The following is a 12,817-nucleotide window of genomic DNA, read 5'->3' as shown; positions in this document are numbered from 1 at the left end:
ACCTATTACCAAACCAGTAAAAACGCTAAGCATTGCAAAAAACGCATAAGTCAGAGTGTATGATTTCACGATTGCACCGCCTTTTGAGTTGCGAGTAAATGTCGCAAAGTGTAGTAATCCAAGTCATAGATGGATTGACCTTGATGTTCCGTGATTCCCCTGTCTAACAGCTGCCGAATCATCATTTGACGTTTGAGTTCCTTTGTGAGTTGAACTTTTTTGTAGAGGATGCCCATTGCCTTACCTCCTTTCATAAAAACCAGCCAGTGCAGGAAAACGACTGTGCTCTTTCCTCATATCTCGAAACGTTAGAAACTCCTGTCCTCGTGCCATTGGGAAATTTAACGGGTACTCGTGACATTTTTTCGGATTTCGTTTGAACTGCTGCCGGAAAAACTCAATCGCTTCTTCCTGACTTGCGGCAAATACGAAAGCGAAAATCTTTTCATCATACTTGAGAGAAAAAACCTTTATATCGCTTAATCCCAGTTGGTTTTGCTGGATCATCTGTGCAACTTTTTCATGATCGGCTTGCAAAAAGTCGATCTTGTCGGCATCATCCTCGAGTGACACTTTTCCTTCCTGAAGCAAGTGCAGTATGTAGTGGGCTAGTGTCTTTTCTTCATATCGGATGCTCTCCTCATACAGCTCTCTGACCGTAGTCATCGATAATCTCTCCTGTGTGTTCGTTGTATTTAACACGAACGGTTCCAACCGGGCCGTTTCGGTTTTTAGCGATGATAAGCTCTAGCGTGTCGTCGTCTGTTTCCTTGTTGTAGTACTTCTCGCGATATAGGAAGATGATGAGATCCGCATCTTGCTCCACGCTTCCCGATTCGCGAATATCGGACATCACTGGACGCTTGTCCGCTCGTTGTTCAACCGACCGATTCAGCTGCGCCAGTGTGATAACCGGGCAGTTAAATTCTTTCGCCATCGCTTTGAGACTTTTTGATATTTCAGTTACCTGCAAATGTGCGCTGCCTCCGTAAAAGTTCGTTGGCCGTATCAAAGTCAAATAGTCTATGAATATCACAGGCTTCTTTTCTGGAAAGCTATGAATCATTTTCCTCGTTTTCGCTCTCATTTCCATGATGGTTTGGCCAGCACCGTCAAAAATCTGAATGTTGGTGTCCGCCACTCTGCCAATGATGGTCGGCCATAGTTTTTTCTGTTCATCCGTTAGCCCTTTGTAAAGGTTCCGCATTTTCATTCGATTGAATCTGCCGGTTGAAGCGATCAATCTGTCTGTAATGCTACGGCTTGGCATTTCAAGTGAAAACACAATCGGCAAATACCCTTGCCAGCCAGCTTGTTTTGCTAGGTGAATCATGACATCCGTTTTTCCCATTGAAGGCCGAGCCGCGATCACGGTCACTTCTCCGTCCTGAAATCCGAACGTCATTCTATCGAGTTGAGCAAGTCCTGTCGGCACCCCTCGTTTCTTTTCTTCCGGTCGCCAAGGGGCTTCATACATATCTGCAAGGATATCGGTGATAGATGCATGATCGTCCATCTTTGATTCATTGATAGCATCCAACGATGTGATGACTTTGCCGATTTCCCATCCTTCCTGAATGGCCCGCGTTAGGATATTGTTTTTCTCCCGTTCTTTCCAAGCTTCTAAAACAAGTTCCTCGTATTCCTCGATTTTTTCGGCATCGGCAAAGGAAGCAAGTTCATTGATATATGAAATGCCGCCAAGTTGATCTAGTTCGGGAGCCGTCGATAAGGTGACAACATCGACGGGCTTACCTTTCCTTGTGAGCTGCAGCATGGTTTTGAAAAGCTTTTGATGACGAGTCTCTTCAAATTGTTCCGGTTTTAGTGTTGTGTCCTTTAGCAAGTAGTTGTGCCTTAGAAACGTCCCTAGCAGCGCTTTTTCTGCAATCATGGCCAATCCTCTCCTGCGTTAATATCGAATACAAAATCATCTGGTATATCACGACCATGTTTTTCTGTTACCACCACTTTTGTTTTTCCTGTTCTCTGTTTTGTTTTCTGATCGAACTTCTGATTGTACTCCTTCACGGCATCTAAGGTGAATAAGCCTAAATTGTGAAGATCTTTTAGAATCTTAGAAACATAACTTGATGGATTTCTAGGTAACTGTAATCGTGCTCTTTTGATTACCTCACAAATGATCGCTTCTGGTTCAATAAATTGACTTTTATCAATCCAATAATTAAACTCATCCAATAACGTTGGTGGTGGCAGATAACCAAATGCATTTTCAAACTCAACAAACGGATTAGGTTTGCTTATATCATCATCTTTATTTAAATTTTTATTTATATTATTTATTTCTTGGTTGGTAGGATTACCAAAGGTGCCTTTGGTAGAATTACCAAGGGTACCTTTGGTAGAATTACCGATGGTAGTTTTACCATTGGTAACTTTACCTATGGTAGAATTACCAAGGGTTTCTTCATCCAACCATTCATCATAATTTTTGTTGAAACTGATTATACGAGGTTTCCCAGGCTGCACCTTTTGAAGAATAATCTTTCGTTGTTCCAGTTTTACTAACTCTCTTTGAAGCTGTCTCTTATCGTATTGAGTTGCCTCACTCAAAAAGTTAAGAGAAAAACTGTGTTCCTTTCGATTAAATCCATAAGTGTAACGCCAGATAACAAAGATAAGACGATATTGGATAGGGCTGAGCTTGGTCAGCGCCATTCGTTCTAAAATCTCATTTGCAATTTTGGTATATCCCTTCTCAAGCTGTACGTCTGCCAAGCTCAACACCTCCTATTTCTTGATACAAATCACGACACTACCTTCAACCCTCACCGGCTTTAGACCGGGATGACTGCTCTTGATGTAGCCCTTGATGTACCGGACATAAAGATCCTTGTTGCCGGAAGCCATCCACGTATAGCAATGTGGAATCGCAATGCGGTATTCCATAATGCTTCACCTTACATATTGAAAGGCAAGTCATCGTCACTAATTTCAATTACTTCCCCATCGAACGGGTCGGCAGCTGGTTGTTGTTCTTGTTGCTCTACCTTTTGTTGCTCCTGTTTCTGCTGCGCTTGTTGTTTTACAGCTTCGAACATCAATTCAATACCCTTCTTGATGACTGGATCCGTGCGGTCTTGTTTAAGTAGCCATTCGAGATAGTCAGGCTGCACTTTGTAAATCTCCCTCAACGTTTTCCCTTTGTATTTGCCAAACGTCAGCTTAATTTCCGCTGCATCTTGCGCTGTCATTGTTTCGACTTGCTCTGTTTGCGCAAATTCCTGCATATCTTCGATGTCTTGCGTGAAGATTTCGGAAAGGCTTGCTAGTGTCAATGTTGCGTCAATTTGAGCACGTTTTTTGGCCATCTTCAGGCAAGTGTTGGCCAGTGTGTATGGATCTTGATTGATGTACTTTTTCTCCTTGGTGTTGCAATGCCCAACGCCTTCGGTGATTTTCATACCGTTTTTGTAGATGAGGCATTTCACCGTGAAGGCAAAGAAGCCTTTTTCATAGTCTTGTACTCGTTCAGTGACTTCATATTCACTGGTTACACCAAACATCATGAGGATTTTTTCTGCTCCGGGCTTAAATAATGTTGGTTTAGGAGTACCCGGAATAACTCCGTAATCATGATTTTCCTTTAAGGTATTCTGTACAACGACTTGGAACTGGTTGATTTTCGCTAGCGTTGACTGAACAGCGCCAATATCGACACTTTCAATGATCGAAAGGGAATTAGTTTGTTGTTTTTGAGCCAATTCAGCCATGTCACTCCACCTCCACACTGTAGGAAATGGTCTCTGGTTTCACAACGACACCAGGAACAACTTGTCCATTTTCATCGATGACAACTTGCTGGCCATTTACCTCAACCACTTTAAGTGTCTTTTTGAGGTCGCCCCATTTGACCGATTCCTTGATGAACTCCGTCATGCCGTTTTCTTTGACGTGCTGAAGAAGCAAGTTTTCATTTGCTTTTTCCGGCTGCGCTTTTGATTTTCGTGCTTTTGATTTTCCGTAAGGTGTAGACAGCGTTTTGGTTTTCGGGTCATCTTGCAACACTTTGGCATGGTATTCATGAATTAACTGCTCGAAAAACTCGATATTCTGCTGAATAGATTTCTTTTGCTCTTCTTCCCAGCGATCGATGCGCTCACGCTCTGCTTGTGCCAACTGTTCAACTTCTGCAGCTTTTGCTTTGAAGGCAGCAAGTTTACGAAAAGCCCAATTCAAGCTGTCGATGCCAGTGATCTGGAAACGCTGTTTCAATTCCTCTTGGTTCTCTAACTCTTGCAACTCAAACTCTTGTAAAACGTTCATCTTACTTCCCCTTTCATAAAATTTTGGCGATACGCATTAAGCTCTAAATATTGGTGATACTGTTTTGCGTTATTAAACTGAAATATCGGTATACCAGCTTTGTTAAAACTGATTTGCCCACCGACTTTTGACAAACGCCATTGGTCAAACCGATCAGCACTGAATGGAATAGTAATTTTCCTTGCCATTCTCTCCCCTCCATGATTGATTTCATGAGGTGATTCCTGTATCATGAAAGTAACTGTTCTCTAAAAGGAATCACCTTCCTGAAACGTCTCACTCCGCCAAGTGAGGCGTTTTTTATTCTGCGATTTTTCTAATTGCTCCAAGATTTTCAGTGAGGTACTGACGAATGTTTTCCTCCAGAACGATCTCACCGTCTGGGAACTCATAGATGACATCGCCGTGAAGAATTTCATCGCCGCAAGCATCGATGCCACAGTGAGGACTTTCCTCGTGGTAAGGGCGAACCATAGGGTTTTCAACTTGCGTCATGGATTAGCCCCCTTTTTCTCAAATCATTTATTTTTTTCTTAATTGATTTATAGCTGCGCCCCAATTTTTCGGCCAAATCCCGACGTTTCATATGGAGATTTCGTAAAAGGAACTGTTCTTCTTGTGTTGTCCAACGGCGATATGATTCCATCTGTTCAATTCGACGACATCCGCCTAACTTTTTCCCGAGCGATTGTATCTCTTGTCCAATGGGGCAGCTCGGGCAAACGTTGATGCTAGAATGTACCTTTTGCCGGTATTGGCAACCTTCACACTGATCGAGAAGTTTGATGATCCGAAATCGAATCATTTTCTTCTCCTCACGTGTCATACTCGTCCCTCCTTTCGAATAGACTGATAGTGTAGAAGATGTGCTAGTGCACATCGCTAAAGGCAAGAACGTTGATAGTCAGGGGGAGAAAACTAGCGCAACGCTCTCACCTTTAACGACAGGCACTAGACCTGTCTTTGGACATGTAGTACAATAAAATCGTGGCTTTTGGTTAAATGGCTAGTGTTAGGCACTGGCCGTTTTTTCTTTCTACAAAAAACGTTTGTAAATTTCCTCTTTCGCTTTAAGTTCTGTAGCTAGCAACAATGCCGGATTCTCTCTCATTTCTTGACAAAGTCTATGAATCTCGGACGCTTTCATTAGCCTGCTAGCTGTGAAACAGACAATCATTTGTAACTCCTCCTCTCAACAATAGTTAGATCAACACCCTTCTTTTGCATATCACGGACTACTTGTACCAATCGATCATGTTCCTTTTTTCTTCCGACGAGCTTGTCCAGATCGCTTTTGCAGCGCTTGAACTCATCAACCCAGCGTTCAGCCTCATCAAACTGACCATTCACCCACGCAACTCTTGCACGGTCCAAATTGATGCAGCCGCAGCCCCAGAGCTTCTCCGCCAACTCCCGATCTTGTTCAAGGACGTTCATGCTGTCACCTCCCCTTCATCGATTCCATACAGTTTGAGCAAGAACTCGCGTCCAAGCTGCGTGAAGCGTCTATGATAGATGACCTTTCCGTTATCGAGCACCTCTTGTTTGATCTCAACGTATCCTTTGTCCGCGTATTTACTGAACAACACCCACGTACCATTTTGCTGGTATTGAATTCGGCGCCGTTCTAAATCCTTGTTCAACTGCTGAGCCGACTTAAACCCAAGCTCTTTAGCGATCTCTGTTGCTGTATAGGTTTTATTGACATGCATCAGAATATTGACGGTCTTTTCTGCTTCCATGCGTTTTTGTCGTTCCTCTTTTAGTGCAGTCAAAAGACCAATCATGTAGTCAGGGTCTTGGATAGAACGCTCTAACACGTCTTCCGTCATATATGCGCCGTGTTTTCGAATGGAAGGTAGAACCTCATGTGTAACCCAACGTTTGAATTGTTTTGCTTCCGGTTTTCGACTTCCTAAAATCAGAGAATAAAGACCTGCTTCGTTAACGCATAACATTTGTTGCTTTCCACCAGGGGTGTCGATTAAAACTACCCCCTTTTCATCTTCATCTAATCGACCTAAAGCATCGCGACTGTTTTTAATTTCGAGAATATCGCAAACATCTTTACCGACAAACAAAACTTCCCCGTTTTGAACAACTGTCCTAACCTGTGTTTCACCATAAGTAAAAACTCGTGGTAACTGATTCATTTCGCTTCCCCCTCTCAAACCAACGCAACATAAAGCTTGACTTTGCCATTCTCACCAAAATGGATAAGGTCGACAACAAACAAATCCACAAAACTATATGAGCCATTTTTTGCTAATACTTGGAATCTTGTGAGAGGATAATTGGTCTCTTGGTCGACGATTTCTAGCGTTGATTCTGGGTATTGGTTTGAGATGACGTTGAGCGCCACACTCAAAGCTTCGTTTTCAGCTGCAGTATCCACGTATACGGTTTTCATTTTTTCACCTCCTTAAATACTCCGTGCTTCTGACACCGCTCGATAAAGCTGCATCACGAACGGGTTTGCTGTTTCAAACGATTCGTTTCGCAAAGACGGTATTCCGTATGCTTGCTCCAAATCCGTCATGAGATTTGCTAGGCGTACGTCTCGCCAGTGGCTCGGCTCTTGTCTCAAAATCTCTTTGAACCGATTGGTCCAAGCTAGCATTTCACCGAATGTCATTTGGATTTCACCTCCCTTCCACATAATTCTTTTCTTCCTGTTCACGGATCCACTGATCGAGCCTGCTGCTGCTGAACAAATACCGGGGGTTCTTGCTGCCGTCCGCACCGTGTACCCGATGTGGGATGCGTTTTTCTCGGCACAACCGGCGCAAGGTGTATTCAGACATGTGCAGGTACTCGCATGCTTCTGAAAATGTGAGTGTGCGATCGGGTGAAAGATTCATCTCCGCTCGCAACTCTTGGAGCAGCTCAGTTTTGAGCTGTTCTTTCAAGTCAGCAATGATGGCAGCGAACGCTTTTTCAGGAGCCATGATTGTTTCGTGTCACCTCCTTTTTCTTTTTTCTTTAGGCTGGGTTTTGTTTCTGATCTCTTGCAAATAAATAATCAAGCGTACATTCTGGGAAAAATGTAGACTGAATCCTATAAGCTTCATCAAGCAACAATGGTGTTTTGCCGTTTAGTTTGTCTGAAACGGTAGCACTCCGCCCCTTAAATAAAGGTGCTAAATCTTTTCGTTTTAGTCCTTTCCTCGCCATTTCAGCTTCAAGATTTGGGAACACATCATCACCTCCAAGTTACGATATATCGTAGATGTATTTTTAATATATACGACACAAAGTATATTGTCAACACTAAAAAATAAAAAAATTACTTGTCGTCGTAAATTTTTCTTTACAAATTTAAGTGCTAATGGTAAATTAAAATTTGAAATTACGTTATAACGTAAGTTTTCTTATGAAGGAGTGTTCGATTATGAAACGTGGTGAGTTTTTAGTGAAGATGATTGAAGAAAAAGGATTTAATACCATGAGCTTGTCTAAAGCATCTGGGGTTCCATATACAACAATTAGATCAATGATTGAACGAAATCTTTCAAATGCTTCAATCGATAATGTACTTAAAATTTGTAGGGTTCTTGGAATAGAAGCAGAAGCATTTGCAGATCCAGACGCTTGGTTAGCTAAACAAAAAGAAAAAGGAAAACAAGACGACATTGAAACCCTCGCCGCCCATCATGAGGGAGAAGATTGGACAAAGGAGGAGTTAGAAGAAATCGAGAAATTCAAAGAATTTATAAGGATGAGAAGAAAAATGAAGCAAGAGGAGTGATGTCATGGTATACGAAAATTTGCTGCGGGAGGCACAACAGCATGGTATAGACACTTACGAAAAGCCGATGACACCGACTATCAAGGGGTTGTATTCCGATAAAGTGATTTGGATAAACAAGAATATCCCTACTAATGACGAAAAAGCCTGCATCCTGGCTGAAGAATTAGGACACTACCACACATCCTCTGGCAACATTTTGGATCAGTCTAAAATATCGAATCGCAAACAAGAGCTTCGGGCTCGCACTTGGGCATATGAACGTCTTGTTCCATTACAAAAAATTGTACAAGCCCACAAAAGTGGAGTCCGTAACCGATATGAATTAGCTGAATATTTAGGCATTACAGAGGACTTTCTTGTCGCTGCCATAAAACGTTATAAAGAAAAGTACGGTTTATACTTTTCAATTGAAAATTACACTATTTGTTTTGAACCTTTAGGTGTAATGGAATTGTTCGATTGATTTTCGGCAAATTCCAGCCGCAAGGCTGTTCATATATATTTTTTAGACCGAACATATATTCTTATGAAAGGAGAATTGTTATTGCTATGAAAGGAAGTATCGAAAAGCGTGGGGAAAATTCGTGGCGGCTACGTGTCGATCTAGGGTATCATCCTGATGGTCGGCGGAATCGACCATCCAAGACCATTACAATTGAAGACAAAGCGTTGCTAAGAACGAAAAAGAAACTCCAGGATTACCTTGAGGATCAACTGGCCATTTTCAAGCGGGAGGTGTTGTCCGGCACCTATATCAAGCCGGAAAAAACAACTTTCAAAGAATTTGTAGACAAGCATTGGCGGCCGAAATTCGCTAGTATCCCAGACAACTTGGCACCGTCAACACTCGTTGTATATGATCAGCACCTTGAAACGCACATCATACCACGTTTCGGGCATATGCGACTGAACGACATACAGACCATGCATGTTGTTGATTTCCTTGCATACCTCCGTTTGCCGGAAGCCCGAAAAGACGGAAAGCCAGGTACACTAGGAAATGGTACACAGCGAGACATTTTGAAGGTTTTGCGCAATGTTTTGAACATTGCGGTAGAGTGGAAATTCATTGCCCAGAATCCATGTGACGGGGTACGCTGGCCGAAGAAGCAGGAAACGAAGATCGAGGTGTACGATGAATCCGAAATCATGGAGATCATTAACGCACTTTACCAGCAACCTACCGTCTGGCGGCTCCTGATCTTGGGGACGTTTTTGGGCGGATTCCGACGCGGAGAGATTGTCGCAGTTGAGATTTCCGACTGCGATTTTGGGGACAACAGTATATTGATTGATGAAAACATCCCAATGAAAATTGATCGGGAATACCTCATCAAGGCTCCCAAAACCCGTTCATCCGTCCGAAAAGTCAAAATGCCTGCCTGGTATATGGAAGAATTGAAAGAGTACTCTACAAAAGAGTGGAAACGCCAACGTTGGGCAGCAGGATCAAAGTGGAAAGCTCCGGAAGGAAGACAATTTCTTTTCCATAAAGGAGACGGTCTACCCTATCACCCCAACTATGTTACACGCTGGTGGAGAGAATTTTTAAAGAAGAATGGATTTCGGCACATCAAATTACATGCTCTACGCCACACATCTGCAACGTATCTGCTTGAACAGGGTCTGACAGCCCGCGCTGTAGCAGAACGGCTTGGACATGCAAACGAAAAAACGCTCTTGTCCACGTACAGCCACGTAACCAAGAGCATGGAAGAACGGGCAGCACAGGAGTTTGACCGGTTCCAACGCCGCCCCAAAATAAATATATAGAGTCCGTCCCCAATTCGTCCCCAAAACGAAACAGGGACGGTAGCTCACTTCATTAAAACCCTTGTGGTATAAGGGTTTATAGAAACATTATAACATAATGTTTCTACTCCTCATAGTTAAGATAAAAACGCATTGGTTTGGCTAAAAGAACGATTCGATACTTAGTTTCAATTCCTCATAGTTAAGATAAAAACTGAAACATCGAATTCATATTCATTTTCATCCCACCAGTTTCAATTCCTCATAGTTAAGATAAAAACTACTTACGAATTTCAGAGACACAGCAAAAGAATTGCACATGTTTCAATTCCTCATAGTTAAGATAAAAACCCCAAAAAATGTTGTTAAATAAGCATTTCATTTTTATGCTTGACTGGTTATTTTTATTTTAACGAAAAGGGGAATTTTTATCAAACCTTTGATTTGCTTGGACTCAATGAAGATTTGAAAGAGTCGTCGATCCCCCGGGATTTTTGCACGATTGGGGGTCGACGACTCTTTTTTATTTCCGTTTAAAACAGATTTCAAAGTTTGCCTGCCGACAATGAAATCCATGTTGTATCAACCATTTTACCTGATCCATCTGTTTTAATAAAGTAAACATCCGGCTCATTCCCTTCTCATTCAATTGAAGGAAGAGTGAGACCATATTTTTAACGTTTCATTCTGGAAAAATTGGTTTAGGTCTATTCGATCGGTTCCTATGACCTAAAATAAGAACATGATCTGAAAAATGATTGGTAGTTTTTACTTAAAATTCCCTTTTTTTCTTTCTGTTTACCAAAAGTTACATATTTTCTCTTATAATGAAACAGAAAGCTGTTCCACATGTTGGAATCCATTTCGTTTCAATCGGAGGCATGAAGGCAGTGGATGTCAAGTATATCCCTTCTGAATGGGAAAAGACGAAGAAAGGTATTGGCGATCTGGTCGGTCTCGGTGTATGGGGCAAAGGCATGATTGATAAATTAAAAGATCTAAACGATCTTCTCGAAGACGTTCAAGCAGACATCGCCAAATATGACACAGATGGTGTCATCTCTTTCACCCACACAGACCGAAAAAAACAATATCAACAATTATATGAAGATTATCTCGTCTTGCACCGCTTTAGCAGCCGTGTCGGAGAAATTGTTGACCGCACCATCGATGATCTGTTTTATCAAGAGATCGATGCTTTTGTGGAAGCGATGCACAACTTATCCATATCAAAGATCAAAACGAAAAATCACATTGGTGCCAAAAAAACAGTTGTCGCTTCCGGAGCATACGGCACACAACAAACAATCGACGTGCCGAAAGCGGAAGTTGGACTGGAAGATCTGTTCAGTGGCAGCAACTACTATGCTAAGTTGATAGAACGGGAATACGTTTCATGGAAAGAACTGAACCCTAAAGCAAATTTTTCGAAACAAGAATATATACAAACAGCATTGAATTCCCAAGCTTTCCAGTATGAATCGATCAAAGATGGGCAGATGAACAAAGAATTTTGGGGACAAATAACGGCACTGGCTGTCATAGTAGGCACTTCCTTCATTTGTCCGCCAGCAGGAATGGCATTGGGGACAGCTTATGGTACACTGGAATTAAGTTCAGCCGTTTCCGGAAAAGACTGGATTTCAGGGAGAGAGTTGAAAACAGACGAACGAGTATTCCGTGGTGTCCTTTCTCCATTGGATATCGTCCCTGGCGTAAAGGGGCTTTTCACATTCAGCAGCGCCGCCCGTTTTTTCCATCTAAGAGAAGCCAGTGATCTAAAATTATTAGCGACGAAAACGGGTTTGCAGTCCAAATCATCTGTCCGGGATATGGTGGTTCGTGCGGAAAAAGGCATATTCCCCCGCATTAGAAATGCTAAAAGCTTGGCAAAAGAAATCCCGCACCATTTGAAAAACAAAAGCGCAAACAGTGCACTGAAAACCGCCCGGTTCGTAGACAACGCCCTGACCAATCCGAAAAATTCAATCCCTGACCGGCAAATGGGATTTGCCATGGAAGGGATTGGGAACGTTAAAGTTCCGGTCGAAAACACCAATGGATTGGAGAATAAAGTTCGAGCTTATCTAAGTGAGAAGACGGGGTTAAATCTAGGCGGAGGTAAAGCAGGCAACGATGGCGTTGAACTTAGCACTAAGGGTACGGGTAAACCTTTACAAAAACATCATTATGCTACTAATAAAAGTAAAAAATATACTCCACAAATAGAGGCTATAACGAAAAAATATGGACTAGATTTGGATGACGTTTGGAATATAGAATTACTACCTCATCAGGGAAGACATCCAAATGCTTATCACGAGTATGTGTTAAGCAATATTAGAACTTTTGATAAAATAGCTAAGGGGGATAAAAGGAAATTTTTAAGATTATTCGAACAATTAAAACAGGAAATTAGAAAGAACCCGGAGATGCTTTATAAAGATTATTGGAGGAAGAAATAATGAGATTTTATAAGTTGCTAATGGATGATAGTGATGATAGAGATGTAGTAGCATACTGTATAGATACAAAGGGATTTGAACAATATGAATTATCGGAAGGTAAGTATATTCATAATTGGAATAGCGAAATCACCTTTTACTTTGACCCTAAAGAAGGAGAAAGATTAACAGATTATTTAGCAAACAATTTAGGGTGGTTTATAGTTTCTGAAAGATTTAAAGCGATTTTAGAGGAAGTAGATGATGGTATACAATATCTGCCTATAAATGTAGTGAATAAAGGTGAAAACAAAATTTTAAAAGGTTTTTCGGTAGCTAACATTTTGAATGTTGTTGATGCATTAAACTTAGAAAATTCAGATTATAGTGTGTTTGAACTTGATGGTGAAAGTATATATAGTATAAAAAAATATGCTTTATGTAAGGAGGCGATACAATCAAAGCATATTATTAAGCTCAAGGGTGATGAAATTCCAATATTCATATCAGAAGAACTTAGAGAATTAATAGTGAAAAATAATATAACAGGATGTGACTTTTTAGAAGTTAAAGTAATCTAAAT

The 12,817-nt window shown here is 41.4% G+C and carries 20 protein-coding genes and 1 CRISPR repeat array; of the genes, 5 read left to right on the top strand and 15 right to left on the bottom strand.

Annotated elements, in window-relative coordinates; genetic code table 11:
• Positions 1–65: 65 nt before the first annotated feature.
• The 15 genes from NSU02_RS08085 to NSU02_RS08015 form a co-directional block, all read right to left on the bottom strand.
• The gene (locus NSU02_RS08085; RefSeq protein ID WP_339195206.1) at positions 66–236 is read right to left on the bottom strand and encodes a hypothetical protein; all 171 of its coding nucleotides are present in this window, start codon (positions 234–236) and stop codon (positions 66–68) included.
• A 4-nt stretch (positions 237–240) separates the two neighbouring features.
• Positions 241–666, bottom strand: coding sequence for a hypothetical protein (locus tag NSU02_RS08080; RefSeq protein WP_339195202.1), 426 nt, complete (start codon positions 664–666; stop codon positions 241–243).
• The gene (locus tag NSU02_RS08075) at positions 641–1,894 is read right to left on the bottom strand and encodes a replicative DNA helicase (protein WP_339195199.1); all 1,254 of its coding nucleotides are present in this window, start codon (positions 1,892–1,894) and stop codon (positions 641–643) included. The genes NSU02_RS08080 and NSU02_RS08075 overlap by 26 nt, the downstream gene beginning before the upstream one ends.
• On the bottom strand, positions 1,891–2,739 hold the full coding sequence (locus NSU02_RS08070; protein ID WP_339195196.1) for a replication protein: 849 nt from the start codon (positions 2,737–2,739) through the stop codon (positions 1,891–1,893). Before NSU02_RS08070 ends, NSU02_RS08075 begins: the two co-directional genes overlap by 4 nt.
• A 182-nt stretch (positions 2,740–2,921) precedes the next feature.
• Positions 2,922–3,734 carry a hypothetical protein gene (locus NSU02_RS08065; RefSeq protein WP_339195194.1) on the bottom strand — a complete coding sequence of 271 codons (813 nt, stop codon included), beginning with the start codon at positions 3,732–3,734 and terminating at the stop codon, positions 2,922–2,924.
• Between the two features lies 1 nt (position 3,735).
• Positions 3,736–4,287, bottom strand: coding sequence for a host-nuclease inhibitor Gam family protein (locus tag NSU02_RS08060; protein WP_339195191.1), 552 nt, complete (start codon positions 4,285–4,287; stop codon positions 3,736–3,738).
• The gene (locus NSU02_RS08055) at positions 4,284–4,475 is read right to left on the bottom strand and encodes a hypothetical protein (protein ID WP_052659417.1); all 192 of its coding nucleotides are present in this window, start codon (positions 4,473–4,475) and stop codon (positions 4,284–4,286) included. The genes NSU02_RS08060 and NSU02_RS08055 overlap by 4 nt, the downstream gene beginning before the upstream one ends.
• 112 nt (positions 4,476–4,587) lie before the next feature.
• Complete coding sequence (locus tag NSU02_RS08050; RefSeq protein ID WP_339195187.1) at positions 4,588–4,782, bottom strand: hypothetical protein; 195 nt, start codon at positions 4,780–4,782, stop codon at positions 4,588–4,590.
• Positions 4,769–5,113, bottom strand: coding sequence for a hypothetical protein (locus NSU02_RS08045; protein ID WP_311066917.1), 345 nt, complete (start codon positions 5,111–5,113; stop codon positions 4,769–4,771). The genes NSU02_RS08050 and NSU02_RS08045 overlap by 14 nt, the downstream gene beginning before the upstream one ends.
• Before the next feature lie 347 nt (positions 5,114–5,460).
• Complete coding sequence (locus tag NSU02_RS08040; RefSeq protein WP_339195184.1) at positions 5,461–5,724, bottom strand: hypothetical protein; 264 nt, start codon at positions 5,722–5,724, stop codon at positions 5,461–5,463.
• Complete coding sequence (locus tag NSU02_RS08035; RefSeq protein ID WP_339195181.1) at positions 5,721–6,440, bottom strand: BRO family protein; 720 nt, start codon at positions 6,438–6,440, stop codon at positions 5,721–5,723. Before NSU02_RS08035 ends, NSU02_RS08040 begins: the two co-directional genes overlap by 4 nt.
• Positions 6,441–6,454: 14 nt before the next feature.
• Positions 6,455–6,697 carry a hypothetical protein gene (locus tag NSU02_RS08030; protein WP_339195179.1) on the bottom strand — a complete coding sequence of 81 codons (243 nt, stop codon included), beginning with the start codon at positions 6,695–6,697 and terminating at the stop codon, positions 6,455–6,457.
• A 12-nt stretch (positions 6,698–6,709) separates the two neighbouring features.
• Complete coding sequence (locus tag NSU02_RS08025) at positions 6,710–6,922, bottom strand: hypothetical protein (RefSeq protein WP_144597903.1); 213 nt, start codon at positions 6,920–6,922, stop codon at positions 6,710–6,712.
• Positions 6,923–6,929: 7 nt separating this feature from the next.
• On the bottom strand, positions 6,930–7,235 hold the full coding sequence (locus tag NSU02_RS08020) for a helix-turn-helix domain-containing protein (protein WP_144597901.1): 306 nt from the start codon (positions 7,233–7,235) through the stop codon (positions 6,930–6,932).
• 34 nt (positions 7,236–7,269) lie between these two features.
• Positions 7,270–7,485 carry an XRE family transcriptional regulator gene (locus tag NSU02_RS08015; protein ID WP_339195176.1) on the bottom strand — a complete coding sequence of 72 codons (216 nt, stop codon included), beginning with the start codon at positions 7,483–7,485 and terminating at the stop codon, positions 7,270–7,272.
• A 193-nt stretch (positions 7,486–7,678) separates the two neighbouring features.
• On the opposite strand from NSU02_RS08015, the gene NSU02_RS08010 reads away from it, so the two are divergent.
• From NSU02_RS08010 to NSU02_RS07990, 5 genes are all read left to right on the top strand, one after another.
• Positions 7,679–8,035, top strand: a complete 357-nt coding sequence (locus NSU02_RS08010) for a helix-turn-helix transcriptional regulator (protein WP_339195173.1) — start codon at positions 7,679–7,681, stop codon at positions 8,033–8,035.
• 4 nt (positions 8,036–8,039) lie between these two features.
• The gene (locus NSU02_RS08005) at positions 8,040–8,501 is read left to right on the top strand and encodes an ImmA/IrrE family metallo-endopeptidase (protein WP_339195171.1); all 462 of its coding nucleotides are present in this window, start codon (positions 8,040–8,042) and stop codon (positions 8,499–8,501) included.
• 86 nt (positions 8,502–8,587) lie between these two features.
• The gene (locus NSU02_RS08000) at positions 8,588–9,811 is read left to right on the top strand and encodes a tyrosine-type recombinase/integrase (RefSeq protein WP_339195169.1); all 1,224 of its coding nucleotides are present in this window, start codon (positions 8,588–8,590) and stop codon (positions 9,809–9,811) included.
• A 99-nt stretch (positions 9,812–9,910) separates the two neighbouring features.
• Positions 9,911–10,141: direct repeats of the CRISPR family, unit length 30 nt; unit sequence GTTTCAATTCCTCATAGTTAAGATAAAAAC.
• Between the two features lie 530 nt (positions 10,142–10,671).
• A complete protein-coding gene (locus tag NSU02_RS07995) occupies positions 10,672–12,255 on the top strand; it encodes an AHH domain-containing protein (RefSeq protein ID WP_339195167.1) in 1,584 nt (527 codons plus the stop codon).
• Positions 12,255–12,815: a DUF1629 domain-containing protein gene (locus NSU02_RS07990; RefSeq protein ID WP_339195165.1), complete on the top strand. Its 561-nt coding sequence runs from the start codon at positions 12,255–12,257 to the stop codon at positions 12,813–12,815. Before NSU02_RS07995 ends, NSU02_RS07990 begins: the two co-directional genes overlap by 1 nt.
• The last annotated feature ends 2 nt before the right edge of the window (positions 12,816–12,817 follow it).

It is taken from the genome of Aeribacillus sp. FSL W8-0870, assembly GCF_037963755.1.
GTDB lineage: Bacteria > Bacillota > Bacilli > Bacillales > Aeribacillaceae > Aeribacillus > Aeribacillus composti.
The sequence above is the reverse complement of the archived record's forward strand: the minus strand, read 5'-3'. Positions and strand labels throughout refer to the sequence as shown.

What these genes read in the sequence shown, in the direction of transcription:
- NSU02_RS08010 (WP_339195173.1), top strand. Translation starts at nt 7,679, where the DNA reads ATGAAACGTGGTGAGTTTTTAGTGAAGATGATTGAAGAAAAAGGATTT.
- NSU02_RS08075 (WP_339195199.1), bottom strand. Translation starts at nt 1,894, where the DNA reads ATGATTGCAGAAAAAGCGCTGCTAGGGACGTTTCTAAGGCACAACTAC.
- NSU02_RS08045 (WP_311066917.1), bottom strand. Translation starts at nt 5,113, where the DNA reads ATGACACGTGAGGAGAAGAAAATGATTCGATTTCGGATCATCAAACTT.
- NSU02_RS07995 (WP_339195167.1), top strand. Translation starts at nt 10,672, where the DNA reads ATGAAGGCAGTGGATGTCAAGTATATCCCTTCTGAATGGGAAAAGACG.
- NSU02_RS08020 (WP_144597901.1), bottom strand. Translation starts at nt 7,235, where the DNA reads ATGGCTCCTGAAAAAGCGTTCGCTGCCATCATTGCTGACTTGAAAGAA.
- NSU02_RS07990 (WP_339195165.1), top strand. Translation starts at nt 12,255, where the DNA reads ATGAGATTTTATAAGTTGCTAATGGATGATAGTGATGATAGAGATGTA.
- NSU02_RS08050 (WP_339195187.1), bottom strand. Translation starts at nt 4,782, where the DNA reads ATGACGCAAGTTGAAAACCCTATGGTTCGCCCTTACCACGAGGAAAGT.
- NSU02_RS08085 (WP_339195206.1), bottom strand. Translation starts at nt 236, where the DNA reads ATGGGCATCCTCTACAAAAAAGTTCAACTCACAAAGGAACTCAAACGT.
- NSU02_RS08055 (WP_052659417.1), bottom strand. Translation starts at nt 4,475, where the DNA reads ATGGCAAGGAAAATTACTATTCCATTCAGTGCTGATCGGTTTGACCAA.
- NSU02_RS08030 (WP_339195179.1), bottom strand. Translation starts at nt 6,697, where the DNA reads ATGAAAACCGTATACGTGGATACTGCAGCTGAAAACGAAGCTTTGAGT.
- NSU02_RS08005 (WP_339195171.1), top strand. Translation starts at nt 8,040, where the DNA reads ATGGTATACGAAAATTTGCTGCGGGAGGCACAACAGCATGGTATAGAC.
- NSU02_RS08065 (WP_339195194.1), bottom strand. Translation starts at nt 3,734, where the DNA reads ATGGCTGAATTGGCTCAAAAACAACAAACTAATTCCCTTTCGATCATT.
- NSU02_RS08000 (WP_339195169.1), top strand. Translation starts at nt 8,588, where the DNA reads ATGAAAGGAAGTATCGAAAAGCGTGGGGAAAATTCGTGGCGGCTACGT.
- NSU02_RS08035 (WP_339195181.1), bottom strand. Translation starts at nt 6,440, where the DNA reads ATGAATCAGTTACCACGAGTTTTTACTTATGGTGAAACACAGGTTAGG.
- NSU02_RS08080 (WP_339195202.1), bottom strand. Translation starts at nt 666, where the DNA reads ATGACTACGGTCAGAGAGCTGTATGAGGAGAGCATCCGATATGAAGAA.
- NSU02_RS08040 (WP_339195184.1), bottom strand. Translation starts at nt 5,724, where the DNA reads ATGAACGTCCTTGAACAAGATCGGGAGTTGGCGGAGAAGCTCTGGGGC.
- NSU02_RS08060 (WP_339195191.1), bottom strand. Translation starts at nt 4,287, where the DNA reads ATGAACGTTTTACAAGAGTTTGAGTTGCAAGAGTTAGAGAACCAAGAG.
- NSU02_RS08025 (WP_144597903.1), bottom strand. Translation starts at nt 6,922, where the DNA reads ATGACATTCGGTGAAATGCTAGCTTGGACCAATCGGTTCAAAGAGATT.